General features: G+C 63.3%; 23 protein-coding genes and 3 tRNA genes. 6 read left to right on the top strand and 20 right to left on the bottom strand.

The window, feature by feature from the left end:
• Positions 1-14: 14 nt before the first annotated feature.
• On the top strand, positions 15-1,814 hold the full coding sequence (gene pabB / locus AC6H0R_RS09820; protein ID WP_497581181.1) for an aminodeoxychorismate synthase component I: 1,800 nt from the start codon (positions 15-17) through the stop codon (positions 1,812-1,814).
• Positions 1,815-1,824: 10 nt separating this feature from the next.
• Here the strand turns inward: pabB and AC6H0R_RS09815 are convergent, their stop codons facing one another.
• Positions 1,825-2,112, bottom strand: coding sequence for a 4a-hydroxytetrahydrobiopterin dehydratase (locus AC6H0R_RS09815; protein ID WP_497581180.1), 288 nt, complete (start codon positions 2,110-2,112; stop codon positions 1,825-1,827).
• 69 nt (positions 2,113-2,181) lie between these two features.
• Between AC6H0R_RS09815 and AC6H0R_RS09810 the strand changes: the two genes are divergently transcribed.
• A complete protein-coding gene (locus AC6H0R_RS09810) occupies positions 2,182-3,393 on the top strand; it encodes a BaiN/RdsA family NAD(P)/FAD-dependent oxidoreductase (protein ID WP_497581179.1) in 1,212 nt (403 codons plus the stop codon).
• Here the strand turns inward: AC6H0R_RS09810 and AC6H0R_RS09805 are convergent.
• Together AC6H0R_RS09805 and AC6H0R_RS09800 are read right to left on the bottom strand one after the other, a co-directional pair.
• Positions 3,381-4,604 (bottom strand): MFS transporter, encoded by a 1,224-nt coding sequence (locus tag AC6H0R_RS09805; protein WP_497581178.1) that lies wholly within the window; start codon positions 4,602-4,604, stop codon positions 3,381-3,383. The genes AC6H0R_RS09810 and AC6H0R_RS09805 overlap by 13 nt on opposite strands.
• Before the next feature lie 13 nt (positions 4,605-4,617).
• Positions 4,618-5,487, bottom strand: coding sequence for a hypothetical protein (locus AC6H0R_RS09800; RefSeq protein WP_497581177.1), 870 nt, complete (start codon positions 5,485-5,487; stop codon positions 4,618-4,620).
• Between the two features lie 395 nt (positions 5,488-5,882).
• Here AC6H0R_RS09800 and ectA point away from each other — a divergent pair, with 395 nt between their 5' ends.
• The 3 genes from ectA to AC6H0R_RS09785 are packed head-to-tail and all read left to right on the top strand — an operon-like array spanning position 5,883 to position 8,175.
• Positions 5,883-6,419, top strand: coding sequence for a diaminobutyrate acetyltransferase (ectA, locus tag AC6H0R_RS09795; protein ID WP_497581176.1), 537 nt, complete (start codon positions 5,883-5,885; stop codon positions 6,417-6,419).
• 36 nt (positions 6,420-6,455) lie between these two features.
• On the top strand, positions 6,456-7,733 hold the full coding sequence (gene ectB / locus AC6H0R_RS09790) for a diaminobutyrate--2-oxoglutarate transaminase (protein ID WP_497581175.1): 1,278 nt from the start codon (positions 6,456-6,458) through the stop codon (positions 7,731-7,733).
• A 52-nt stretch (positions 7,734-7,785) separates the two neighbouring features.
• Positions 7,786-8,175 carry an ectoine synthase gene (locus AC6H0R_RS09785; RefSeq protein WP_497581174.1) on the top strand — a complete coding sequence of 130 codons (390 nt, stop codon included), beginning with the start codon at positions 7,786-7,788 and terminating at the stop codon, positions 8,173-8,175.
• A 61-nt stretch (positions 8,176-8,236) separates the two neighbouring features.
• Here AC6H0R_RS09785 and AC6H0R_RS09780 read toward each other — a convergent pair.
• From AC6H0R_RS09780 to AC6H0R_RS09770, 3 genes are all read right to left on the bottom strand, one after another.
• Positions 8,237-8,312: transfer RNA gene (locus AC6H0R_RS09780), tRNA-His, on the bottom strand.
• 49 nt (positions 8,313-8,361) lie between these two features.
• A tRNA-Arg gene (locus AC6H0R_RS09775) sits at positions 8,362-8,438 on the bottom strand.
• 25 nt (positions 8,439-8,463) lie between these two features.
• Positions 8,464-8,540: transfer RNA gene (locus AC6H0R_RS09770), tRNA-Pro, on the bottom strand.
• A gap of 155 nt (positions 8,541-8,695) precedes the next feature.
• Between AC6H0R_RS09770 and dksA the strand changes: the two genes are divergently transcribed.
• The gene (gene dksA, locus AC6H0R_RS09765) at positions 8,696-9,121 is read left to right on the top strand and encodes an RNA polymerase-binding protein DksA (protein ID WP_497581173.1); all 426 of its coding nucleotides are present in this window, start codon (positions 8,696-8,698) and stop codon (positions 9,119-9,121) included.
• 81 nt (positions 9,122-9,202) lie between these two features.
• On the opposite strand, the gene pnp is transcribed toward dksA, so the two are convergent.
• The 14 genes from pnp to AC6H0R_RS09695 form a co-directional block, all read right to left on the bottom strand.
• Positions 9,203-11,314: a polyribonucleotide nucleotidyltransferase gene (pnp, locus tag AC6H0R_RS09760; protein ID WP_497581172.1), complete on the bottom strand. Its 2,112-nt coding sequence runs from the start codon at positions 11,312-11,314 to the stop codon at positions 9,203-9,205.
• Positions 11,315-11,471: 157 nt separating this feature from the next.
• Positions 11,472-11,741, bottom strand: a complete 270-nt coding sequence (rpsO, locus tag AC6H0R_RS09755) for a 30S ribosomal protein S15 (RefSeq protein ID WP_497573433.1) — start codon at positions 11,739-11,741, stop codon at positions 11,472-11,474.
• Positions 11,742-11,843: 102 nt separating this feature from the next.
• Positions 11,844-12,752 carry a tRNA pseudouridine(55) synthase TruB gene (truB, locus tag AC6H0R_RS09750; RefSeq protein ID WP_497581274.1) on the bottom strand — a complete coding sequence of 303 codons (909 nt, stop codon included), beginning with the start codon at positions 12,750-12,752 and terminating at the stop codon, positions 11,844-11,846.
• Positions 12,752-13,135, bottom strand: a complete 384-nt coding sequence (gene rbfA / locus AC6H0R_RS09745) for a 30S ribosome-binding factor RbfA (protein WP_497581171.1) — start codon at positions 13,133-13,135, stop codon at positions 12,752-12,754. Before rbfA ends, truB begins: the two co-directional genes overlap by 1 nt.
• A 3-nt stretch (positions 13,136-13,138) precedes the next feature.
• A complete protein-coding gene (gene infB / locus AC6H0R_RS09740; RefSeq protein WP_497581170.1) occupies positions 13,139-15,937 on the bottom strand; it encodes a translation initiation factor IF-2 in 2,799 nt (932 codons plus the stop codon).
• Between the two features lie 13 nt (positions 15,938-15,950).
• Positions 15,951-17,426: a transcription termination factor NusA gene (gene nusA, locus AC6H0R_RS09735; protein ID WP_497581169.1), complete on the bottom strand. Its 1,476-nt coding sequence runs from the start codon at positions 17,424-17,426 to the stop codon at positions 15,951-15,953.
• A 25-nt stretch (positions 17,427-17,451) separates the two neighbouring features.
• Positions 17,452-17,880 carry a ribosome maturation factor RimP gene (gene rimP / locus AC6H0R_RS09730; protein WP_497581168.1) on the bottom strand — a complete coding sequence of 143 codons (429 nt, stop codon included), beginning with the start codon at positions 17,878-17,880 and terminating at the stop codon, positions 17,452-17,454.
• Positions 17,881-18,002: 122 nt separating this feature from the next.
• Positions 18,003-19,199, bottom strand: a complete 1,197-nt coding sequence (gene rluB / locus AC6H0R_RS09725; protein ID WP_497581167.1) for a 23S rRNA pseudouridine(2605) synthase RluB — start codon at positions 19,197-19,199, stop codon at positions 18,003-18,005.
• Positions 19,141-19,734: an SMC-Scp complex subunit ScpB gene (gene scpB, locus AC6H0R_RS09720; RefSeq protein ID WP_497581166.1), complete on the bottom strand. Its 594-nt coding sequence runs from the start codon at positions 19,732-19,734 to the stop codon at positions 19,141-19,143. Before scpB ends, rluB begins: the two co-directional genes overlap by 59 nt.
• Positions 19,715-20,545, bottom strand: coding sequence for a segregation and condensation protein A (locus tag AC6H0R_RS09715; protein ID WP_497581165.1), 831 nt, complete (start codon positions 20,543-20,545; stop codon positions 19,715-19,717). Before AC6H0R_RS09715 ends, scpB begins: the two co-directional genes overlap by 20 nt.
• A gap of 51 nt (positions 20,546-20,596) precedes the next feature.
• Positions 20,597-21,799 (bottom strand): tryptophan--tRNA ligase, encoded by a 1,203-nt coding sequence (locus AC6H0R_RS09710; protein WP_497581164.1) that lies wholly within the window; start codon positions 21,797-21,799, stop codon positions 20,597-20,599.
• 16 nt (positions 21,800-21,815) lie between these two features.
• On the bottom strand, positions 21,816-22,475 hold the full coding sequence (locus AC6H0R_RS09705; protein WP_497581163.1) for a site-2 protease family protein: 660 nt from the start codon (positions 22,473-22,475) through the stop codon (positions 21,816-21,818).
• 64 nt (positions 22,476-22,539) lie between these two features.
• Positions 22,540-23,172 (bottom strand): L-threonylcarbamoyladenylate synthase, encoded by a 633-nt coding sequence (locus AC6H0R_RS09700; RefSeq protein WP_497581162.1) that lies wholly within the window; start codon positions 23,170-23,172, stop codon positions 22,540-22,542.
• Positions 23,173-23,179: 7 nt separating this feature from the next.
• Positions 23,180-24,022, bottom strand: a complete 843-nt coding sequence (locus AC6H0R_RS09695) for a 3',5'-nucleoside bisphosphate phosphatase (protein WP_497581161.1) — start codon at positions 24,020-24,022, stop codon at positions 23,180-23,182.

Below are 24,022 nucleotides of genomic sequence, written 5' to 3'. Positions count from 1 at the left end.
AGCGATCAGCTAACATGCGCGTCCGCCAATCGTTGTTTCCGTCCCACACCATGCAGGCAGTTCCAGCCCCTTTCGCGCTGTTCGACGACAACCTCGCCGGTAACGGCGATCTGTTGCTCGACACGCTGCGACGGACCCTCACCTGCACGTCGATGGACGAGCTTGGCAGCGTGTTCGACGCCATCGAGGCCGCCCGGCGCGATGGTTGCTGGGTTGTGCTGGCAGCAGCCTATGAACTGGGTCATGTGTTCGAGCCCCGTTTGCCGCAGGCTTCGGGCTCTTTGCTGACTGCCTGGGTCTTCGAGCGCGCACAGCACCTGCACTCCGAGCAAACCGATACCTTGATCGCGGAGCGGCTGGCCGGGCTCGATGAGCACTCCCGTCTTGCGGCCGTGGGTGGATTGCAGGCCGGCATCGGACGTGACACCTATGTAGCCGATGTCGAGCGCATCCGGGCGTGGATCGAGTCCGGAGACTGCTATCAGGTCAACTACACCTTTCCGCTGTACGGGCAGTGCCTGGGAGACCCCTTGGCGCTGTATGCCTCGCTGCGCCAGCGTCAGCCTGTGCGTTACGGCGCGTTTCTGCAGCACGCCAACGGCGCCATTGTGTCGCGCTCACCGGAACTGTTTGTCGAACGCCAGGGCCAGCGGCTGAACTGCCGACCGATGAAAGGCACGGCCCCGCGCGAGTCCGACCCCGACGTGGTACTCGGTTCGGACAAGAACCGCGCCGAGAACGTCATGATCGTCGACCTCATCCGCAACGACCTGGGGCGGCTCGCCCCGCCGGGCGGTGTTCGCGTGGACAGCCTGTTCGACATCGAGGCCTATCCCAGCCTGTGGCAATTGACGTCCTCGGTGTCGGCCGAGCCGGTTGAGGCCGATCTGCTTTCCGTCCTGCGCGCGCTGTTCCCTTGCGGCTCAGTCACCGGCGCGCCGAAGATCCGCGCCATGCAGATCATCAATGAGCTTGAAGAGGCGCCACGCGGTCTGTATTGCGGCGCGCTTGGCTGGATTGCGCCGGACGGCGATTTTCGCTTTAGCGTGCCGATCCGCACGCTTGAGATCGAGTCTGATGGGCGATTCCGCTGTGGCATCGGCAGCGGCATCGTGGCCGATTCCGACCCGGCGCAGGAATGGGAAGAGTGCCTGCTCAAGGGACGCTTTCTGACCGGCCTCACGCCGCCTTTCGGATTGATCGAAACGCTGCGCTGCGAAGCCGGCAATGCCACGCCCTACCCGCGCATCGAACGTCACTTGGCGCGCCTTGCGGCGTCGGCCGCCGAGCTCGGCCTGCGCTGCGATACGCAGGCCATCCACGCCGCCTTGCTGCAACACGCGGGCCGTATGTCCGGTCTGCAACGGGTGCGTCTGGAGCTTCAGCCGGATGGCCATTTCACCCTTTCCGGCGGACCGCTGGCCGACATCCCTACCTCAGTTCGAGTTGCCTTGGCCGAGCAGCGGGTGTCCTCCTGCGATGCATTGCAGCGCCACAAGACAACGGCGCGGACACTGTATGAACAGGCTTCGCGCGACGCCGAGGCGGCCGGCCTGTTCGATCTGATCTTTCTCAACGAGCGCGGCGAGGTGGCTGAAGGCGCACGCAGCACGGTGTTTGTCGACACCGGCGACGGCGTATTGCTGACGCCTCCGTTGTCCTGTGGGGCGCTGGACGGCGTGCTGCGCCGCGAACTGCTCGAGGCTGGCCGGGCGAGCGAAGCGGTCATCGACCGCAGCACGCTGATGTCAGCGAAGGCGCTGTATGTGGGCAACGCCTTGCGCGGACTGCTCGCGGCAAAGTTGTCGCAGTGAGGTCCGGCGTTCAGACCTGCGCGTCGATGAAGCGCGCCAGTTCAACGTCCAGTGCGCTCAGGCCGCCAGCGTCGTGGGTGGACAGCGTGAGGTCCACGCGGTTGTAGACGTTGAACCACTCCGGGTGGTGATTCATCTGTTCGGCCTTCAGGGCCACGCGGGCCATGAAGCCGAAAGCGGCGTTGAAATCGTCAAAGCGCAGACTGCGCGTGATTGCGTCACGGCCTTCGACTTCGCGCCAGTCAGGCAGGCTGGAAAGCGCCTCTCGGCGGGCAGTGGCATCGAGTTTCTTGGTCATGGGGCCTCCGTTTGCCGGGTGAAGAGTGAGCGCGTATCCTGCGCCGTTCCCTGAATTGTGGCCACCGCCTTGCCCCAGATCCAAACTTTCGATGTGATCGTGATCGGTGCCGGTGCGGCCGGCATGATGTGCGCGGCACAGGCGGGCCAACGCGGGCGCCGTGTGTTGCTTCTCGATCACGCTACCAAACTCGCTGAAAAGATCCGCATCTCCGGCGGCGGACGCTGCAATTTCACCAATCGCCGCGTCGAGCCCGCCAACTTCCTGTCGCGCAACCCGCATTTCGCCCGCTCGGCGCTGGCGCGCTTCAGTTCGACCGATTTCATCGAAATGGTCGAGCGCCACGGCATCGACTTCCATGAACGCGAACACGGTCAGCTCTTTTGCGACGAGTCGGCGCAGGACATCATCGCCATGCTGCGCACCGAGTGCGAATGGGGCCAGGTCGAATGGGCCATGCCGTGTGCGGTGGAGGCCGTGCGCCGCATTGACGACGCCGGTGCGCGCTTTGAGCTGGATACCGCGCGCGGCACGCTGCGCTGCGAGAGTCTGGTGATCGCAACGGGCGGGCTGTCGATTCCCAAGATCGGCGCCACGCCCTTTGGCTACCGCATTGCCGAGCAGTTCGGCATTGCGGTCGTGCCGCCCCGCCCTGCGCTGGTGCCCCTGACACTGCCACCGGAAACGCTGGAGCTGTTTGCCCCGCTGTCGGGCGCATCGCTGGATGTCATGGCGCGCTGCGATGGCGGACGCTTCCGCGAAGCCATGTTGATCACCCACCGCGGCTTGTCCGGGCCGGTCATCCTGCAGGTGTCGAGCTATTGGCAGCAGCAGGCGTACGAGGATGATCCTTGGGAGCCCGTAGCGGTCGATCTGCTGCCGGGCATCGACGCCACGGCGTGGCTGGCCGAACACGCCACCAGCCGGACCCTGCTCGCCAATCTGCTGGCCGAGCGCCTGCCGCGCCGTTTTGCGCAGGCCTGGTGCGCGCTCAATGCCTACGAGCGCCCGCTCAACCAGTTTTCGAGCCGCGAATTGAGCGACATCGCCGAGGCACTGACCAACTGGCGCATCGTGCCGTCGGGCACGCAGGGCTACGCCAAGGCCGAGGTCACGTTGGGCGGAGTGGATACCGCTGCGCTGTCTTCCAAGACCATGGAGGCACGCGAGGTGCCGGGTCTGTTCTTCGTCGGCGAGGTCATGGATGTCACCGGCCATCTGGGAGGCTTCAACTTCCAGTGGGCGTGGTCCTCAGGGCACGCAGCCGCTCAGTTTGTGTGAGTGCGACCGCGCGCCCAGAACAGCGGGATGATGACCAACGTCTGCACGCCGATCAACATTGCAAAGGCTGCCGTCAGCGCGGTGGTGCCAGCGTGGCCGGCCATGCCGAAGACGTCGAGCACGATGCCCATGCCCCATTGCACGACGAAGGCGCCCGCGAAGGCCATCAGGTTGATGGCAGTGCTGACGCGACCGAAGGCTTCGCGTGGAAAGCATGAGGCCGCGGCGACATAGGCCTGGGCATTGACCGCGGCAAGCAGGCCCAGCAGGAACCACAACGGCGCGGCGGGCAAGGCCCCGGTGATGATCAGCACTTCGACCGTGAGCACGCAGCAATAGCCCGTCTGCAACAGATTGACCGGACGTACGCCACGTCGGGCGAGCCGTGTACCGAAGAAGCCGATCGACATCTGGCCGCAGAACATGCCCAGGTTCAACAACACCAGAACGCCTGCAGCCTGACTGCGTGACAGCGTATCGACCGTCATCAGCCAGGGCACGGCCCATAAACTCTGCAGGGCCATGAAGCCACCGGTGAAGAACATCGCCGCGCCGGCAAAACGCAGGAAGTCGAGTGAGCGGAAGATGTGGCCCAGCGAGCCGACGGCTTCGCGCAGCGTCTGCCCGGCATGGGCCGTGGGCGTGTCGGGAATGCACAGCCAGACATGAGCCGCCGCCACCACGGCCACTGCAGCCAGTATCCAGAACACGCCACGCCAGCCGATCATGGGCAGCATCAGTTCGACCGGTGTGGCTGCGGTCAGCGCGCCCAGCGCGCCGGCGGCCATGATGAAGCCGGTCATCGAGCTTTGCCGTTCGGCCGGATACCACATCGAGAACGCCTTCAGCCCCGCCATCAGGCAGGCCGACACCCCAAGCCCGATCAGTCCGCGGCCCAGGCTCAGTTCCAGCATGCTCTCGCCCAGCGCGAACACCACCGCGCCAGCGCCAGCGAGCAGCAACAGCGCGGCGTTGATGCGTCGCGGGCCGTAGCGATCCAGCGCGATGCCCAGCGGAATCTGCGCGAGCCCGAAGCTCAGGAAATAGGCGCTGGTGAGCAGCCCGAGATCGGATGCCGACAGCGCCAGTTCCTGCGTCAGGTCCGGCGAGATGACCGCATTGACGGTGCGCAGCAGATAGGAAAGGAAGTAGCCCAGCGCAAAGGGCAGGAACAGCGTGGCCCAGGCGCCGGGACGATGTGCGGGATTCACGCCGGATTTCCGTTCAGGGGACGCGCCGCGCCTCGAATTCCACCACCTCACGATCCACAAAGCCGCCACTGCTGCGCAGGCTGAAGCGCATGGTGTCGCCCGACACGATGCCGACATAGTCGTGCTGCACCTCGCGTCGTTCGCTGCCGCGGTTCACGTGACTGCGGGTATGAAAGCTCAGGCGCTCGCCGTCCTGCACGGCAGCTTCGACGATTCGCCGTGAGCCCTGCCAGGTTGCGCTGCCGGTGATCTGACCCCCGGCCACGCGGAAATCGAAGCGTTCGTCGTGCACCACGGAACGCCCGTAATCCACCTGGGCGACCCAGCTACCCACCGCAGCCGGTGTGTCGGTCCACGTCCGGCTCAGCATCAGGATGGCGCCGAGCACCACCAGCGTTCCGACCAGACCGGCGGCCAGCAGCATCTGGCGGGTGGGCGAGATGCGCAGCGGGCCGGCCTCAACCGGGGCTGAAGGCGTCAGAGCCTCGGCCAGCTCTGCCACGTCATCAGCCCAGTGCTCATGACGCACTGCGTGCCAGGAACTGGATGCAAGCCATTGCTGGGCCGGCTCAAGTTCGGCGGACTCCGGTTCAGGTGCTTCATCCAGCAGGACGATCTGTACGTCGCAAGCCGCGCTGTGCGCGGCAGACAGCAGCGCAGCGGGCTCCTGTTCCGCCAGACGCGGCACCCAGTCTGCGCCGCAGACCAGTAGCAGCAGATCGTCGGAGCGAAGGCCGTCATCACTGGCGGTCGGACTGATTTCTGCGAGCTCGATGCATTTCCGGTCCGGCCCGGGGGATGCGGCCAGTGCGCCCAAAATGCGATCGACCGCATGCACTTCAGTCTCGCTCACATGCGCGACGATGATCCTGCCTACGGACATTGCTGTTCTCCTGTTGCTTGCGCCTGCGATTGTAAGCCCTGCCGCCCGCCCTGTAAGCCGGCGCGGGCCGGCGGGATATGTTCGGGCAAATATGTTAGAATGCCGGCCACGTTCACAGCAGCAAACGATTTCACCCCCCGGGTGGAATGCAGTTTGCGGATCAATGCACGGAACCCGCACCGAAACCACCACTCGCCCTATCTTCCCCCGCACTTCCAGATCGTCGATCCATCGGTCCTTTCCGATTCCGGCGACGGCTCTCCACACACACCACGGCTCTCCCTTCAGCACGACTCACGGCTGGCCGCCTCCCTGATTCATCGATGGTTTCACGCTGATCGCGTCTCGGGCAAAACCTCGCCCGGGAACATGACACCTTCATTACAGGAAAGACCATGACCGTACCTGCCAAGGACCACCCGGATATCCGATTCCGCAGCGCCACAGCCCGTGATGGCGCAGCGATCTGGCAGCTGGTGAGCAACGCCGGCACGCTGGAACTGAACTCCGCCTACTTCTATCTGGTGTTTGCCAGCGATTTCGGTGACACCTGCCTGATCGCCGAACGCGACAACGAAGTGGTCGGTGCCGTGGTCGGCTATCGCCCGCCGCGCGAACCCGAAGCCGCCTTTGTATGGCAGATCGGCGTCGCGCCCTCAATGCGCGGTCAGGGCCTCGGCCGGACCTTGCTCAAGCGCTGGCTGGAACTGCCGGGCGTGCGTGGCGCGCGCTGGATGACGGCCACCATCAGCGACGACAACGAGGCTTCGCGGCGCCTCTTCCAGGCCGCTGCGCGCGACCTTGAGGTTGGCTGCGAGGTCGTACCGCATTTCACCGAAGACCTGTTTCCCATAGACCACCCGGCAGAGCCGATCTACCGCATCGGCCCTCTGCCCGGATTCCGCGAAGAGGTGCAAGCCAACGCGGCCTGATTGCCAGACCGAAAATAATCACGAGGAGAAAACACCATGAACATCTTTGAACAGTACGAATCCGAGGTTCGCAGCTACTGCCGCAGCTTCCCGACCGTCTTCAAGAGCGCTAAGGGCGCCTGGATGACCGACGTCGATGGCAAGAGCTATCTCGACTTCTTCGCGGGCGCGGGTGTGCTCAATTACGGACACAACCCCGACCGCATCAAGGCGGCTCTGATCGAGTACCTGAGCGAAGACGGCATCACGCACACGCTGGACATGTACAGCGTGGCCAAGCAGCGCTTCATCGAGCGTTTTCAGGACATCATCCTCAAGCCGCGCGGCATGAACTACAAGATGCAGTTCCCCGGCCCCACCGGCACCAACGCCGTCGAATCTGCGCTGAAGCTCGCGCGCAAGGTCACCGGACGCCAGCGCATTGTCAATTTCACCAACGCCTTTCACGGCATGACGCTGGGTGCACTGGCCGTGACCGGTAACGGCTTCAAGCGTTCCGGTGCAGGCGTGCCGCTGAACAACACCTTGTCCGTACCCTTCGAGGGCTATCTGGGTGACGACATTGATACGCTGGATTACCTCGACCGCATGCTCGAAGACGACGGCAGCGGCCTCGATACGCCGGCAGCGGTAATTCTGGAAACGGTACAGGCCGAAGGCGGCGTGAACGTGGCCAGCATGGAATGGCTCAAGCGCCTGCGTGAAGTCACCGAGCGCCACGGCGTGCTGATGATCATCGACGACATCCAGGTCGGCTGCGGCCGCACCGGCGGCTTCTTCAGCTTCGAGGAGGCCGGCATCCAGCCCGACATCATCACGTTGTCCAAGTCGCTGTCGGGCTACGGCCTGCCGCTGGCGCTGGTGCTGATGAAGCCGGAGCTCGACCAGTGGGCTCCGGGCGAGCACAACGGCACCTTCCGTGGCCACTGCCCGGCGTTCGTGACCGCCTCAGCGGCCCTGGGCTTCTGGGAGGACGGCTGGCTGGTGAAATCCATTGCCGCCAAGGAGAAGCTCATTTCCGAGCGCCTGCAGCGCATCGTCGACAATGCCGGTGTAAGCGCCAAGGTGCGCGGGCGCGGCATGATCTGGGGCGTGGCCTTCGAGGATATCGAGATTGCCGGCAAGATCTCGGCCGAGTGTTTCGCCAACGGCCTGATCATCGAGACCGCCGGTATCAACGACGAAGTGCTCAAGCTGCTGCCCAGCCTCACGATCAGCGAAGAAGAGCTGGTGCGCGGCCTGGACACGATCGAGCGAAGCCTCGCCACCATCCTCAAGTCGAATCGCAGCGCAGCCAGCAAGAACGCCGCCTGATCCCTGGAGCCGCGTCCGCGCGGCTCCTCCGACGCAACCCTCAGGAGATTTCATGATCGTCAAACATCTGGACCAGATTCTCGGCACCGACGCCGATGTCGATTCCGAAGGCTGGAACAGCCGCCGCTTCATCCTCAAGAGCGACGGCATGGGCTATTCGGTGAACGACACCATCATCAAGCCCGGCGCCGAACTGGACATGGAGTACCGCAACCACCTCGAAACGGTGTATTGCATTGAAGGTGAAGGTGAAATCGAGGATCTGGGCACCGGCGAGATCCACGCCATCCGTGCGGGAACGCTGTACGCGCTGAACAAGCACGACCATCACATCCTGCGCGCCAATCGCGGCACGCACATGCGCATGGTGTGCGTCTTCAACCCTCCGCTGACCGGCCGCGAGAAGCACGACGCCACAGGCGCCTACCCGATTCTCGACTGAAGCACTGCGAGGCCGGAAAGCAGAAACGGCACCCCTCGGGGTGCCGTTTCTGCTTTATTGCTGGGGCGACATACGGGAATCGAACCCGTGACAACTGGAGCCACAATCCAGTGCTCTACCAACTGAGCTAATGCCGCCACTTTCATGCACGTCGGTCATCGACCGCCGCGCCGGAAACCATTTTTCTGGCCTGCCCGGCAGGAATCGAACCTGCAACCCCCGGCTTAGAAGGCCGGTGCTCTATCCAGTTGAGCTACGGGCAGATCCGGCCGGGCTTCCGGGGTGAGCTGGTCGGGGTGGAGGGATTCGAACCCCCGACATCTTGCTCCCAAAGCAAGCGCGCTACCGGACTGCGCTACACCCCGAGAGCCGCGCATTCTACACACCGATACGGGGGGCGTCAAACCTCAATCCAAGATTGCCTAAGCCGCGACCAGAGCGGAATTCAGCACGATTTACGCTTGTCTCTCCGGGACGATTCTGCTATTAGTGCGCTTCCTTCGATTACCGGATCCAGCGCATGTCGGACGAATCGTTGAACAATGGCTTCACACCCTACGTCCCCGCGGACGATGAGGAATACATGAATGAGGCGCAGCTCGCCCATTTCCGGGGGATGCTGGAGAGTGCGCGGCAAACCATGATGGAAGACATCGATCGCACCGTGCACACCATGCAGGACGAGGCGACGTCGTACGCCGACCCCAATGATCGAGCGAGCCAGGAGTCGGACATTGCGCTCGAGTTGCGCAACCGCGACCGCGAGCGTCGCCTCATCAAGAAGGTCAATGAGGCGCTTGGACGCATCCGTGAAGGCGATTACGGCTACTGCGATACCTGTGGCGTCGAAATTGGCCTGAAGCGCCTGGAAGCGCGTCCTACCGCCACGCTGTGCATCGATTGCAAGACACTGGAAGAAATCCGCGAGCGTCAGGTCGCCAAATAGGCTTTCTGCCGAACGACACAAATAGGCCATAAATAAAAAAAGGGACGCCGAGGCGTCCCTTTCTTCATTGCGGCGAGCGCATCACTCTTCAGTGGTGGCGGCCTGCTCTTCCAGCAGCGCTTTCATGCTCAGGCGGATCTTGCCGCGCTCGTCGGTCTCGAGCACCTTGACGCGAACGGCTTGGCCTTCGGACAGGAAGTCGGTCACGGCATTGACGCGCTCGTTGGCGATCTGCGAGATGTGCAGCAGGCCATCCTTGCCCGGCAGGATGTTCACGATGGCGCCGAAGTCGAGCAGACGCACAACGGTACCTTCATAGACACGACCCACTTCGGCTTCAGCGGTGATCGCCTCGATCTTGCTCTTGGCCAGGTCTGCGCCTTCCGAGCTGACGCACGAGATGGTGATCGTGCCGTCGTCGGCGATCTCGATGACGGCACCGGTTTCGTCCTGCAGGCCGCGGATGACTGCGCCACCCTTGCCGATGACGTCACGGATCTTCTCGGGGTTGATCTTCATCGAGATCATGCGCGGCGCGTAGGCGGAAACTTCGCCACGGTTCGACGACAGCGCTTCCTTCATGATGCCAAGGATGTGGATACGGCCTTCCTTGGCCTGACTCAGCGCAACCTCCATGATTTCCTTGGTGATGCCCTGGATCTTGATGTCCATCTGCAGCGCGGTCACGCCGTTGTCGGTACCGGCCACCTTGAAGTCCATGTCGCCGAGGTGATCTTCGTCACCCAGGATGTCGGTCAGCACGGCAAAGCGGTTGCCTTCCTTGATCAGGCCCATGGCGATACCAGCCACGTGGTTGGTCATCGGCACACCAGCGTCCATCAGTGCAAGCGAACCGCCGCACACCGAAGCCATCGAGCTGGAACCGTTGGATTCGGTGATTTCCGAAACCAGACGCACCGTGTAGCCGAAGTCTTCGGCTTTCGGCAGCGCAGCGACCAGTGCGCGCTTGGCCAGACGGCCGTGGCCGATCTCGCGACGCTTGGTGCCGCCGAAACGGCCGGTTTCGCCGGTGCAGAACGGCGGGAAGTTGTAGTGCAGCATGAAGTTTTCGCGGTATTCACCGGCGATCGCGTCAATGATCTGCTCGTCACGGCCGGTGCCCAGCGTGGCAACCACGATGGCCTGCGTCTCGCCACGCGTGAACAGTGCCGAACCGTGGGTGCGCGGCAGCACGCCAACGCGGATCTCGATCGGGCGCACGGTGCGCGTGTCGCGACCGTCGATACGCGGCTCGCCGCTGAGGATGCGGTTACGCACGATCTCCGCTTCGAGGTTGTGGAAGATGTCCTTCACTTCGTTGGCCGAAGGCGCGTTTTCGCCATCTTCGGCAACGGCTGCCAGAACCTTGGCACGTACGGCATTCACGCTGACGGTACGCTGCTGCTTGTTGGTCAGGTTATAGGCCTGATTCAGGTCGGCTTCGGCGACTTCGCGGATACGGGCAATCAGCGGCTCGTTCGGCGGAGCAGCCTGCCAGTCCCACTCGGGCTTGCCGGCAACTTCAACGAGTTCGTTGATCGCGTTGATGGCCGCCTGCAGTTGCTCATGACCGAACACGACCGAACCCAGCATGACGTCTTCGGGCAGCTCTTTGGCTTCGGACTCGACCATCAGCACAGCGGTTTCGGTACCGGCCACGACCAGATCAAGCTGACTTTCCTTGAGCTGGCTCTGGGTCGGGTTGAGGACGTACTCACCGTTGATATAACCAACGCGCGCAGCGCCAATCGGGCCGTTGAACGGCACGCCGGAGATCGCCAGCGCAGCCGATGCACCAATCATGGCGGGGATGTCGGCATCCACTTCCGGGTTCAGCGACATCACCATCGCGATGACCTGGACTTCGTTGTAGAAGCCGTCCGGAAACAGCGGGCGGATCGGGCGGTCGATCAGGCGGCAGGTCAGCGTTTCCTTCTCGGTCGGGCGACCTTCGCGCTTGAAGAAGCCGCCGGGGACACGGCCCGCAGCGTAGAACTTCTCGACGTAATCAACGGTGAGCGGGAAGAAGTCCTGACCGGCCTTGGCTTCACGCTGGGCAACAACGGTCACGAGGACGACGGTGTCGTCCATATTGACGATGACGGCACCACCGGCCTGACGGGCGACTTCACCCGTTTCGAGGGTGACGGTGTGTGCGCCGTAGGTAAACGATTTTTTGATGGATTGCAGCACTGTGAAATTCCTTTCAATAGTGTTCCGCGGCAAACGACAACCGCAAAACGGGATGACTGGACCGCAAGAACGAAAAAGCCGGGACGGTGTATGAAACCGTACCGGCTTTTCGCACGGGTACAACGATGGGCGTAGTCCGGCTCGGCAGGCGAGCAGATTACTTACGCAGGCCCAGACGCTCGATCAGGCTGCGATAGCTGTCGGCATTGTTGCCTTTCAGGTAGTCGAGCAGCTTGCGACGCTGGCTGACCATCTTCAGCAGACCACGACGCGAGTGGTGATCCTTGGCGTTGGCCTTGAAGTGGCCGGTCAGGCCATTGATGCGAGCGGTCAGCAGAGCGACCTGCACTTCCGGCGAACCGGTGTCGCCCGGTGCGCGCTGATATTCGGAGACGATCTGGGACTTGTTTGCGGTTTCGAGAGCCATGTGATGTTTACTCGTGTCGATCTTCTAAATTCAAGTGCGCGATTATAGCCCGCGCTGCGGGTAAAACTCAATCATTCTGCGTGAAATCAGCAGGGTGAATTGTCATTCACCCTGCCCCGTTGCGATCAGGCGTCTGGAGACGATGCGCCCGTCCGTACGGCGCTCGCCAAGACCGATGAAACGTTCGGCACTGTACAGACGCAACAGGCCGGGCTCGCCTTCCGAGGAGATCTCCCGACCCAGCATCAGCGCCGCTGCAGCGTCCTCGTCGAGCCCCAGCCGCGGATAGGCAGCAATCAAGGCATCCACCGGTTCCAGCAGGCCTTCGGGTTGAGCGGCTGCCTCCAGGGATTGCGGCGTAACAGCCTGGTCAATTCCAAAGTCGCCGATGGCTGTGCGCCGCAGGGCCGTGAGGTGCGCACCGCAATCGAGGGCACGCCCCAGATCAATGCCCAGCGTGCGGATGTAGGTGCCTTTGCTGCAATGCACGCGCAACCTCGCTTCGCTGCCGTTGAAGGCCAGCAGCTCCAGCGCATGAATGGTCACGCGGCGCGGCGCACGTTCGACTTCGATGCCGGCGCGGGCGTACTCGTAGAGTGGTTTGCCGTCTCGCTTGAGCGCCGAGTGCATGGGCGGAATCTGCTCAATCTCGCCACGCAAATCGCCCATTGCAGCTTCCAGCGCTTCGGGTGAAAACCTTACCGGCGCCGTAGCGATCACCTGACCTTCAGTGTCTCCGGTGTCGGTTTCGCTGCCGAAACGCAGCGTAGCCTCGTAGACCTTGTCGGCATCGAGGAGCATCTGCGAAAACTTGGTGGCTTCACCGAAGGTCAGCGGCAAAAGGCCGGTGGCCATCGGGTCGAGCGTGCCGGTGTGGCCCGCCTTGGCCGCATTGAGCAAGCGCTTCGCCCTTTGCAGGGCTGCGTTGGAGCTCATACCGGTAGGCTTGTCGAGCAACAGCACGCCGTCAATGCGACGGCGCGGCACCCTGCGTTGTGGAGCAGACACGATCAGTCAGCCGGATCCTTGCCGGAACGCTCTTCGTCTTCGTGCACGACTTCATCGATCAGGCGCGACATGCGGCTGCCTTCCTCGACCGATTTGTCGTACACGAAGTGCAGTTCCGGCGTGGTGTGGATACGCACCCGACGACCCAGCTCGCGACGCAGGAAACCGCTTGCACGGCGCAGGCCGACAAGGATTCCCGGCACGCTGTCCTCGCCCGTCATCGACGTGAAGAAGACCTTGGCGTGGGCGTAATCGGGCGTGATTTCCACATCGGTCAAGGTGATGAACCCCACGCGGGGGTCCTTCACCTCGGTCCGGATCAGCTCGGCCAGTTCGCGCCGAATCTGTTCGACGACGCGCTGGCTGCGGGAAAAGTCCTTCGGCATCGATTACAGCGTACGGGCGATTTCCTGGATCTCGTAGATCTCCAGCTGGTCGCCTTCCGCGATGTCGTTGTAGTTCCGGACGGACAGGCCACACTCGAAGCCCGAGCGCACTTCCTTGGCGTCTTCCTTGAAGCGCTTGAGCGACTCGAGCGCACCACTGTGGATGACGGTGTTGTCGCGCAGCACACGCACCAGCGAACCACGTTTGACCATGCCCTCGGTGACGTAGCAACCGGCCACCGCACCGATCTTCGGTACACGGAAGACCTGACGCACCTCGACCATACCGATGATGTTCTCGCGCTTTTCCGGCGAGAGCATGCCCGACAGCGCTGCTTTTACGTCATCGACAGCGTCGTAGATGATGTTGTAGTAGCGGATGTCGACACCGAAGGTCTCGGACAGACGACGCGCACCGGCATCGGCCCGGGTATTGAAGCCGATGATCACGGCGCCAGAAGCCTGTGCCAGGTTGACGTCCGACTCGGTAATACCGCCGACCGCGCCGTGGATGACGTTGACGCGGACTTCGTCGGTCGAGAGCTTGTTGAGCGACTGAACCAGCGCTTCCTGCGAGCCCTGCACGTCGGCCTTGACGATCAGCGGCAGCGTCTTGACCTCGGCTTCGCCCATCTGGTCGAACATGTTCTCGAGCTTGGCGGCCTGTTGCTTGGCCAGCTTGACGTCGCGGAACTTGCCCTGACGGAACAGTGCGATTTCGCGCGCTTTCTTCTCGTCGGCCAGCGCAATGGCTTCGTCACCGGCAGCCGGTACATCCGACAGGCCGAGGATCTCGACCGGAATCGAGGGGCCGGCTTCGTCGATCGGCTTGCCGTTCTCGTCGAGCATGGCACGCACGCGGCCGAAGGTCGCGCCGACCAGCACTACGTCGCCTTTCTTCAGGGTGCCGGACTGCACCAGCAGCGAAGCAACCGGGCCGCGGCCTTTGTCCAGGCGGGCTTCGATGATCAGGCCCTTGGCCGGAGTTTCAACCGCGGCCTTGAGTTCCAGCACTTCGGCCTGCAGCAGGATGCCTTCGAGCAACTCGTCGATGCCCTTGCCGGTCTTGGCCGAGACGCTGATGAACATGGCGTCGCCGCCGTACTCTTCCGGCACGACGCCTTCGGACACCAACTCCTGCTTGACGCGCTCGGGGTTGGCTTCCGGCTTGTCGATCTTGTTGACTGCCACGACCAGCGGCACACCGGCCGCCTTGGCGTGGTGAATGGCTTCACGCGTCTGCGGCATCACGCCGTCGTCGGCGGCCACCACCAGAATGACGATGTCGGTGGCTTTGGCGCCACGAGCACGCATGGCCGTGAAGGCCTCGTGGCCCGGGGTGTCGAGGAAGGTGACCATGCCGCGCGGCGTTTCGACGTGATAAGCGCCGATGTGCTGCGTGATGCCGCCGGCTTCGCCGGCCGCAACCTTGGCGGTGCGGATGTAGTCGAGCAGCGAGGTCTTGCCGTGGTCGACGTGACCCATGACCGTAACCACCGGCGCGCGCGCCAACAACGGGGCGTCAGCATGCACATCCTCGGAGCCTTCGAGGAAGGCATCCGGATCGTCGAGTTTGGCGGCAAAAGCCTTGTGCCCCATTTCCTCGACCAGGATCATCGCGGTTTCCTGATCCAGCACCTGGTTGATGGTGACCATCGACCCCATCTTCATCAGCGCCTTGATCAGCTCGGTCGCCTTGAGCGCCATCTTGTGTGCCAGATCGGCCACAGTGATGGTTTCCGGTACGTGCACTTCACGCACCATCGGCTCGGTCGGCGCCTGGAAGTTGGTCTGATCGTTGCGGTTGTTGCCGCCACGACCACCGCGGCCACCGCCACGGGCGCCTTTCCAGTTGCCGCCACCGGCAAGATCACCGCGGGTCTTCAGACCACGACGGGATTTCGGTGCATCGTCCGCCGGCGCAGCGCGGCCACGACGACCGTCCTTGCTGGCCTCACGATCTTCGGTCTTGGCCGGGCGATGCAGGGTACCGCTCGGGCCTTTGGCCGCACGACGCTCTTCTTCGCTCGGAGCCGGCTGCTGTTCGGCCAGCACGGCTGCCGCGGCTGCGGCAGCACGAGCGGCAGCGGCAGCGCTGTCGCGTTCCTGACGGGCTTTGATATCGGCTTCCTGGCGAGCACGCAGAGCGCGCATGCGCTGCTCTTCAGCTTCACGCGAAGCGATCTCTTCCGCCGACAGAATGGCTTTGGTGGAAACGCGGGTCTTTTTGCGAACAGCCGGTGCCGCCTCTGCAGGCTCGTCGGCAACCGCCTCGGGTTCTTCGGCAGGAGCGTCCTCAACTTCCGCAACCGCTTCAACCACGGGCTCTTCCGGAGCTGCTTCCTGAACCGGCTCGACCTCCGGCTCTGCCGCCACTACCGGCTCGGGTTGCTCCACCGGCGCCGGCATCGGCTCGGGGGCCTCGACGATCATCGGTTCAGCTTCAGCTTGAGCTTCGGCTTCAAACTCGGGTTCAGGCGCGGCCGGAGCATCACCCGACAGCTCGTCGCGTTTGACGAATACGCGCTTCTTGCGCACTTCGACCTGGACCGTGCGTGCACGACCGGAAGAGTCGGTGGCCCGAATCTCTGAAGTCTGCTTGCGCGTCAGCGTGATCTTGCCCTTGGGTTGGGTTTCACCGTGCGAACGACGCAGATAATCCAGCAGACGTGCCTTGTCATGCTCGGTCAGCAGATCCTCGACGCCGCCTTTGGCGACGCCGGCCTTCTGCAATTGCTCGAGCAGCACGTTGGCCGGCATCTTCAGCTCGCCGGCAAACTGGGTAACGCTCATTTCATCCATTGAATCCCTCCCCTCATTCTTCGAACCAGTGCGCGCGCGCAACCGAGATCAGTGCGGCAGCACGGTCGGCCGGAATACCAGCCATTTCCACCAGTTCGTCGACGGCCAGATCAGCCAGATCATCGCGCGTTCGCACGTCGTTCTGAGCCAGTTTTGCGGCCAGTGATTTATCCATGCCTTCGAGTGAAAGCATGTCTTCTGCAACGTGCTCGAGCTGCTCTTCGGTGACGATGGCTTCGGTCAGCAACACGTTGCGTGCGCGATCGCGCAGCTCGTTAACGGTTGCTTCATCGAAGGCTTCGATCTCGAGCATTTCGGCCAGCGGCACATAGGCGATTTCCTCGAGCGACGCAAAACCTTCGTCGATCAGGATGTCCGCCAGCTCTTCGTCCACGTCCAACTTGCTGATGAACAGGTCGCGCAGTTCGCCACGCTCGGCGTCGGCCTTCTGCGCCGACTCCTCTTCGCTCATCAGATTGATCGTCCAGCCGGTCAACTCGGAAGCGAGCTTGACGTTCTGGCCGCTACGACCGATGGCGATGGCGAGGTTGTTCTCGTCCACCACCACGTCCATGCTGTGGTTCTCTTCGTCGACCACGATGGAGACCACTTCGGCAGGCTGCAGTGCAGCGATGACGAATTGGGCCGGGTCGGCAGACCACACGATGATGTCGATCTGCTCACCGGCAATCTCGTTACGCACGGCGGTCACGCGCGAACCGCGCAAGCCTACGCAGGTGCCGATCGGGTCGATACGCGGATCATGCGAATGCACGGCAATCTTGGCACGCAGGCCGGGGTCACGGGCGCAACCCTTGATCTCCAGCAGCTCTTCCTCGATTTCCGGTACTTCCAGTTCGAACAGCTTGGCCAGAAAGTCCGGCGCGGTGCGCGACAGGATCAGTTGCGGGCCACGCGCATTGCGGTCGATGCGCAGCAGGAAGGCCTTGACGCGGTCGCCCACGCGCAGGTTCTCGCGCGGCACCATCTGGTCACGCGGGATCACGGCTTCCAGACGACCCACCTCGATGATCGCGTTGCCGCGTTCCATGCGCTTGATGGTGCCGGAGACCATGTGCTCCTTGCGCTCGAGGAAGTCGTTGAGGACTTGCTCGCGCTCGGCGTCACGGATCTTCTGCAGGATCACCTGCTTGGCGGCCTGGGCACCGACACGGCCGAACTCGATCGGCTCAAGCGGCTCTTCGATGTAGTCGCCCAGCTCGATCTCGGCGTCTTCTTCGCGAGCGTCGATGATGCCCATCTCGGCTTCATCGTTGGTGACTTCCTCGTCGAGCATCACTACCCAACGACGGAAGGACTCGTAGTCGCCCGTCTCACGGTCAATCGTGACGCGCACGTCGGCATCATCGTGAATACGCTTCTTCGTCGCGGATGCGAGCGCCGATTCGAGCGCTGCGAACACGATGTCCTTTTCGACGTTCTTTTCACGTGCCAGCGCATCTACAAGCAGCAGTATTTCGCGGCTCATCTAACAAACCTCCACATCCGGAAACTCAGAACCTGGGAACCAGGCGTGCTTTTTCAATTTCTTCAAGCGGAAAGGCAACCTCGCCCTTCCCCGTCGTCAGGCGTACCTGGCCATCCTGCAAGCCGACCAGCACACCGATGTAATTGCGTTGATTGTTCATGGGCATGCGCAGTCGCAACTGCACTTCCTGCCCTGCAAAGCGTTCGAAATCAGCGGCTTTCTTGAGCGGGCGGTCCAGCCCCGGCGAGGACACCTCAAGCCGGTCGTAGTCGATGTTCTCGACCTCGAAGACCCGCGTGATCTGGTTGCTGACCGTTGCGCAATCGTCCACCGTGATGCCGCGCTCGATGTCGATGAAAATACGCATCAAGCGGCCTTTTGGCGTACTTTCGAAGTCCACCAGCTCATAGCCGAGCCCGCTTACGATCTGCTCGACGACACCTTCGATGTTCATTTCCGCGCCCGCAAATAAAAAATGGGCGAAACGCCCATCCCTGTTGATTTCAACCGGAAGATCAGCGCAATCCCGGGTGTGGGCTGCGCCGAATGCGCGGAAGTATAACGCCCGCGCCTCAATCAGGCAATTTTGCGCGGCTTTCTGCTGCGTTGCGGTCCACCGTTGGCACTGCGCGGCGCACGATTGCCGTCCTTGGGCGCACCGTCTCGGGCGGGCGCGGCCCCGTTGTCACTTGGTTGCCTGGAGTTCGGGCTGCGCGGGGCACCCGCGTTCTGGCTTCTCGGTTTGCGCGGCCCACCCGTACCCTGCGGCGCGGTGGTGCGGTGCACCTTGCCTTCGTTGCGGCGCTGCCGGCTCTTTTCCTCCGGACGCTGCTGGCGCTGCGGCGAGGCGTCACCGGAGATCGCACGTACTTCGTCCTGAGGCATGTCCATCCACATGCCGCGCTTGAGGCGCGTCGGCAACTCCACCGGGCCGTAGCGCACACGCATCAGCCGGCTGACAGTCAGACCGACCGACTCGAACATGCGACGTACCTCGCGGTTGCGGCCTTCGGACAGCGTTACGCGATACCAGTGGTTGACGCCCTCGCCCCCTTCGTCGCGCAGCGAACCGAAACGCGCCATTCCGTCTTCAAGCTCGATGCCCGTGGTCAGCATGCTGATTTGCTCGTCCGTCAGGGTGCCGAGCAGACGAACGGCGTACTCGCGCTCCATCTCGTAGCGCGGGTGCATCATCTTGTTGGCCAGCGTGCCGTCGTTGGTGAACAGCAGCAGGCCGGAAGTGTTGAAGTCCAGACGGCCGATCGCGATCCAGCGACCGCGCTTGAGCATGGGCAGACGCTCGAAGACCGAGGGGCGGCCTTCCGGGTCGTCGCGCGAGACGATCTCGCCTTCGGGCTTGTGATAGATCAGCACACGCGAGTCGCGCTGCTCGGCGAACTTGAGCGGAATGACCTTGCCGTTGTGTTTGACGATATCCCCCGGGCCGATCTTCTGCCCCAGCGCTGCCGGCAGGCCATTGACCGAAATGCGACCGGCAATCACCCACTCTTCGATTTCGCGGCGCGAACCGATGCCGATCTGTGCCAGCACCTTCTGCAGACGCTCCGGCTCGGCGAAGGACGCGGGCTTGAGCTGAGGCTCGGCGCCGGGACGCGGCGGACGGGCACGCGGCGGGCCTTCGCGCTTGAAAGAACCCAGTGCGGACTTGTGGGCATCTGCCCGCATCGCGGGGTTACCGCCCTGCGGTGCGTCTTCAGGCTTCTTCTTGGTCGACGGGCGCAGCGGGCTGCGCGATTTCCTGGGTTTCGACAAGGTCCATCATCCTTTCAATTTCGACGAGCGGCGGCAGCTCGGAGAGGCTGCGCAAGCCAAGGTCGTCGAGAAAACGCCGGGTGGTTGCAAGCAACGCCGGCCGGCCCGGAGTATCACGGTGGCCGACCACGTCGACCCAACCCCGCGACTCCAGTGTCTTGATTACGTTCGGGGATACCGCGACGCCGCGGATATCCTCAATGTCGCCGCGCGTCACCGGTTGGCGGTAGGCGATGATCGCCAGTGTTTCCAGTACGGCGCGCGAATACTTCGGTGCGCGCTCATCCTTGAGCCGGTCCAGATACACCTGAAACTCGATGCGCGTCTGGAAGCGCCAGCCCGAAGCCGTTTGCACCAGCTCCACGCCCCGCCCTTCCCAGTCAGCGCGCAACTCATCCAGCAGCTTGCGCACCAGCTCCGGGCCGGGGTCGGGTTCGAACATGCGCCGCAGGTCACCCGTGGCAAGCGGGCTGCTGGCAGCCAGCAAGGCAGTCTCGATGACCCGCTTGTAGTCCTCAGGCGTGTTCAGCAGCATCGGCAAGCTTCACGTAGATCGGCGCCATCGGCTCCATCTGGGTCACCACCACGAGCCTTTCCTTGACCAGTTCCAGCATCGCGAGAAACCCCACCACCAAACCCGCGCGACCGTGCGCGAGATCGAACACCGCCTCGAAGGCCACAAATTCGCCACTGGCCAGCCGGCGCAGCATCAGGCTCATGTGTTCGCGCACCGACAGTTCATCCTGCCGAACCGTGTGGTGCTGCGTGAGCTTGGCCTTCTTCATCAGCGTCAGCCAGGCAAGCTGCAGATCGTGCAGGCTCACTTCCGGCAGGCGTTCGACGATGCGTTCGACCACCATCACGCCCACTGCGTCAAAGTCTCGCCCCATGCGCGGAAGCGCATCCAGTCGCAGTGCGGCAAGTTTCGTCTGTTCATACTCGAGCAACCGACGCACCAGCTCTTCGCGCGGGTCGTGCTCGTCATCGTCTTCCACGCGTTTGGGGCGTGGCAGCAGCATGCGCGACTTGATCTCCAGCAGCGTTGCCGCCATCAGCAGATAGTCCGCCGCAAGCTCGAGATTGTGACGACGCATGGCCTCGACGTAACCGAGATACTGGCGCGTCAGCGGCGCCATCGGAATGTCGAGGATGTCGAGGTTCGCCTTGCGTATCAGGTACAGCAGCAGGTCCAGCGGACCTTCGAAGGCCTCGAGAAACACCTCCAGCGCATCAGGCGGGATGTAGAGGTCCTTCGGTAGTTCGAGCATCGGCGCGCCATACAGGCGCGCCACCGCATCAAGTTGCGCGCCGGTTTCGACCGGCGCCAGATCGAGCGGGCGCTCCATTCTATCCCGAACGCGCGCTGCCGCCGCAAGCGCCGGATGCAGCCCGCGTGCTCACGAGTACGACAGCCCCATGCTTTCGCGCACGTCGCGCATGGTCTCCTGCGCGAGCTTGCGGGCGCGTTCGCAACCGTCGGCGATGACGTTGCGCACCAGGCTCGGATCCTCGATATAGGGCTGAGCGCGCTCGCGCATCACGTCCTGCTCGGCCACGATGGCATCAATCACCGGCTGCTTGCATTCGATGCAACCGATACCGGCGCTGCGACAGCCTTCCTGCACCCACTCGCGTCGGGCATCGTCCGAATACACGACGTGGAACTGCCACACCGGGCACTTGGCCGGATCGCCCGGATCGGTGCGACGCACGCGTGCCGGGTCGGTCTGCATGGTGCGGACCTTCTTGGTGACCGAATCCGGGTCTTCACGCAGGAAGATGGTGTTGTTGTAGCTCTTGGACATCTTCTGCCCGTCCAGCCCCGGCATGCGCGCGGCCTCGGTCAGCAGCGCCTCGGGCTCGACCAGGATCATCTTGCTGCTGCCTTCAAGGTAGCCATACAGACGCTCGCGATCAGTCATGCTGAGGTTTTGGGCCTCTTCGAGCACGGCGTGGGCCTGGTCCAGCGCGGCCTGGTCCCCTTCCTGCTGGAAGCGTGTGCGCAGCTCGAAGTACAGGCGCGAGCGCTTGGTGCCGAGTTTGCGGGCGGCTTCGCGCGCCTTCTCCTCAAAACCCGGTTCACGGCCATACAGGTGATTGAAGCGGCGCGCGACTTCGCGCGTGATCTCGACGTGCGGCACCTGGTCCTCACCCACCGGCACCTTGTCGGCGCGATAGATCAGGATGTCGGACGATTGCAGCAGCGGGTAGCCGAGGAAGCCGTAGGTCGACAGATCCTTGTTGCTGAGCTTTTCCTGCTGATCCTTGTAGGTCGGCACACGTTCCAGCCAGCCCAGCGGCGTCATCATCGACAGCAGCAGATGCAGCTCTGCATGCTCCGGCACGCGCGACTGGATGAACAGCGTGGCCTGTGCCGGATCAACCCCGGCGGCGAGCCAGTCGATCAGCATGTCCCACACGCTCTCTTCGATCACCTGCGGCGAATCGTAGTTGGTGGTCAGGGCATGCCAGTCGGCGACGAAGAACAGACAGGGGTATTCCTCCTGCAGCTTCACCCAGTTCTTGAGTACGCCGTGATAGTGGCCGAGATGCAGGCGACCGGTCGGTCGCATGCCGGAGAGAACGCGTTCTGCGTACATGGCTTTTTTGCTTGGTCTAGAAACTGAAAATGGTCGAAAGCAGGCTGCGGAAAGCGGAGATCATCGGCCAGAGAATGGACCCGAGGATACCCGAGAACAAGGCAATCAACAGGATCGGGAAGCCGTAGGGCTCGATGCGCGCGAAATTCCACGCCAGCCGGTTGGGCAACAGGCTCACCGCAATTCGCCCGCCATCCAGCGGCGGCAGCGGCAGCAGGTTGAGGAACATCAGGACGGCGTTGATGGTGATGCCGGCAATCGACATATGCACCAGCGCATCGGTGTACAGACCGGGCTCCGTACTGACCACCAGCTTGAGCAGGGCTGCCCAGCCGAAAGCCATCACCAGATTCATGAACGGTCCGGCGGCCGCCACCCACAGCATGTCGGCCTTGGGGTTGCGCAGCCGGGAGAAATCCACCGGTACCGGCTTGGCCCAGCCAAACAACATACCGGAGCTGCCGAACAGGATCGAAATGCCGAGAATGCCTGCCGGCACGAGAATGGTGCCGACCGGGTCGATGTGACGGAAGGGATTGAGCGTGATGCGTCCCGCTTCCGCTGCCGTCGGGTCGCCGAAATACCGAGCGACGTAGCCATGCGCGGCCTCGTGCAGCGTAATAGCCAGCAGCACGGGCAAGGCCCAGATCGCGAGGGTGGAGATCAGCGTTTCCATAAGCCCTGTGGCTTGAAAACGGCGGATTCTAGCAGAGTGGCGGGCCGCGGCCCGGCTGCGGACATCAATCCGCCTCCAGCCCGAATGGCGTCAGATCACCCTTGCCGGCGCGGACCAGCTCGGGCGAACCCGAGGTCAAATCGATCACGCTGGTGGCTTCCGGGCCGCAGAAGCCGGCCTCGATCACCAGGTCGACCTGCTTTCCGAGCCGCTCGCGGATGTCGTCTGCGTCGGTCAGCGGCAGATCCTCGCCCGGCAGCAGCAAGGTGGAGGTCAGCAAGGGCTCGCCCAGTTCGGCCAGCAACGCAGCCACTACCGGGTGATCGGGCACGCGCAGGCCGATGGTCTTGCGCTTGGGGTGCATCAGCCGGCGCGGCAACTCGCGAGTGCCTTCCAGGATGAAGGTATAAGTACCCGGCGTGGTGGCCTTGAGCAGACGGTATTGAGTGTTATCGACGCGTGCATACGTGCCGATCTCCGACAGATCCCGGCACATCAGCGTGAAGTGGTGACGATCATCCACGTCGCGGATACGACGGATGCGCGCCAACAGGTCGGCGTTGCCCATCTGCCCGCCCAGCGCATAGGCCGAGTCGGTCGGGAACACGATCAAGCCGCCGCCGCGCACGATGTCCGCCGCCTGCTTCATCAGGCGCGGTTGCGGGTGTTCGGGATGGACGTTGAAAAACTGGGACATGGTGAACTCAGAAGCGCGACCAGACCGGCGTCAGCCCGTCCGGCAACGGCGGGCATTGCCCAAGGTCGATACGGCTTTCTTCCACACCGTGAAAATCCGAAGCACGCGAAGCCAGCATGCCGCGGCGGCGTGCGAGATCAGCGTACAGCCGCACCTCGTCGTCAGTATGCGATCCCGTCACGACCTCCACCGCCTCGCCACCGCAGGCAAGGAAACGGTCGAACAGGTGCTCCATGCCGATATCGTCCAGCCGATAGCGCGCCGGGTGGGCAATCACCGCCACACCGCCGGCGCCGACAATCCAGCCCACGGCGTCTTCCAGCTTTGCCCACTGGTGCTCGACGTAGCCCGGCTTGCCCTTGGCCAGATAGTGGCGGAACACCGTGCCGACGTCCGGCATGCGTCCGCAGGCCACGATCTGGCGCGCCATGTGCGCGCGTCCGACCATCTCGGGGTTCTTGGAGAACTGCAGTGCGCCTTCATACACGCCCGGCACGCCGGCCTCGGCCAGCGCCTGACCCATGCGGCGGGCGCGCTCCTGGCGGCCTTCGCGCAGTCCGGCCAGACCGGCGTTGAGCGCGGCGTCATGGCGATCCACACCCAGGCCAACGATGTGCACGGTCTCGGTGGCAAAGCTCACCGAGATTTCCACTCCCGCCACCAGCTTCAGCCCCAGTTCATCCGCCGTTCTACAGGCTTCGTCCAGACCGCCCAGTGTGTCGTGGTCGGTCAGCGCCAGCAGGTCCACGCCGTTGACGTGCGCACGCCGCACCACATCGGCCGGCGGCAGCCAGCCGTCAGATGCGGTGGAATGACAGTGCAGATCAGGGTTTTTCGGGAAAGCGCTCAT

This window comes from Pseudazoarcus sp. NS36 (assembly GCF_059703705.1).
This window is presented reverse-complemented; position numbering and strand designations above follow the sequence as displayed.

Bases quoted from the DNA above. Each gene is read 5' to 3' on its own strand.
- rpsO (WP_497573433.1), bottom strand. From the start codon at position 11,741: ATGGCTCTCGAAACCGCAAACAAGTCCCAGATCGTCTCCGAATATCAG.
- AC6H0R_RS09715 (WP_497581165.1), bottom strand. From the start codon at position 20,545: ATGGAGCGCCCGCTCGATCTGGCGCCGGTCGAAACCGGCGCGCAACTT.
- AC6H0R_RS09705 (WP_497581163.1), bottom strand. From the start codon at position 22,475: ATGGAAACGCTGATCTCCACCCTCGCGATCTGGGCCTTGCCCGTGCTG.
- dksA (WP_497581173.1), top strand. From the start codon at position 8,696: ATGTCGGACGAATCGTTGAACAATGGCTTCACACCCTACGTCCCCGCG.
- AC6H0R_RS09785 (WP_497581174.1), top strand. From the start codon at position 7,786: ATGATCGTCAAACATCTGGACCAGATTCTCGGCACCGACGCCGATGTC.
- AC6H0R_RS09710 (WP_497581164.1), bottom strand. From the start codon at position 21,799: ATGTACGCAGAACGCGTTCTCTCCGGCATGCGACCGACCGGTCGCCTG.
- pabB (WP_497581181.1), top strand. From the start codon at position 15: ATGCGCGTCCGCCAATCGTTGTTTCCGTCCCACACCATGCAGGCAGTT.
- AC6H0R_RS09800 (WP_497581177.1), bottom strand. From the start codon at position 5,487: ATGTCCGTAGGCAGGATCATCGTCGCGCATGTGAGCGAGACTGAAGTG.
- scpB (WP_497581166.1), bottom strand. From the start codon at position 19,734: ATGCTGCTGAACACGCCTGAGGACTACAAGCGGGTCATCGAGACTGCC.
- rimP (WP_497581168.1), bottom strand. From the start codon at position 17,880: ATGAACATCGAAGGTGTCGTCGAGCAGATCGTAAGCGGGCTCGGCTAT.
- AC6H0R_RS09815 (WP_497581180.1), bottom strand. From the start codon at position 2,112: ATGACCAAGAAACTCGATGCCACTGCCCGCCGAGAGGCGCTTTCCAGC.
- AC6H0R_RS09695 (WP_497581161.1), bottom strand. From the start codon at position 24,022: ATGAGCGCTTTCCCGAAAAACCCTGATCTGCACTGTCATTCCACCGCA.
- rbfA (WP_497581171.1), bottom strand. From the start codon at position 13,135: ATGCCGAAGGACTTTTCCCGCAGCCAGCGCGTCGTCGAACAGATTCGG.
- infB (WP_497581170.1), bottom strand. From the start codon at position 15,937: ATGGATGAAATGAGCGTTACCCAGTTTGCCGGCGAGCTGAAGATGCCG.
- nusA (WP_497581169.1), bottom strand. From the start codon at position 17,426: ATGAGCCGCGAAATACTGCTGCTTGTAGATGCGCTGGCACGTGAAAAG.
- AC6H0R_RS09700 (WP_497581162.1), bottom strand. From the start codon at position 23,172: ATGTCCCAGTTTTTCAACGTCCATCCCGAACACCCGCAACCGCGCCTG.
- ectA (WP_497581176.1), top strand. From the start codon at position 5,883: ATGACCGTACCTGCCAAGGACCACCCGGATATCCGATTCCGCAGCGCC.
- ectB (WP_497581175.1), top strand. From the start codon at position 6,456: ATGAACATCTTTGAACAGTACGAATCCGAGGTTCGCAGCTACTGCCGC.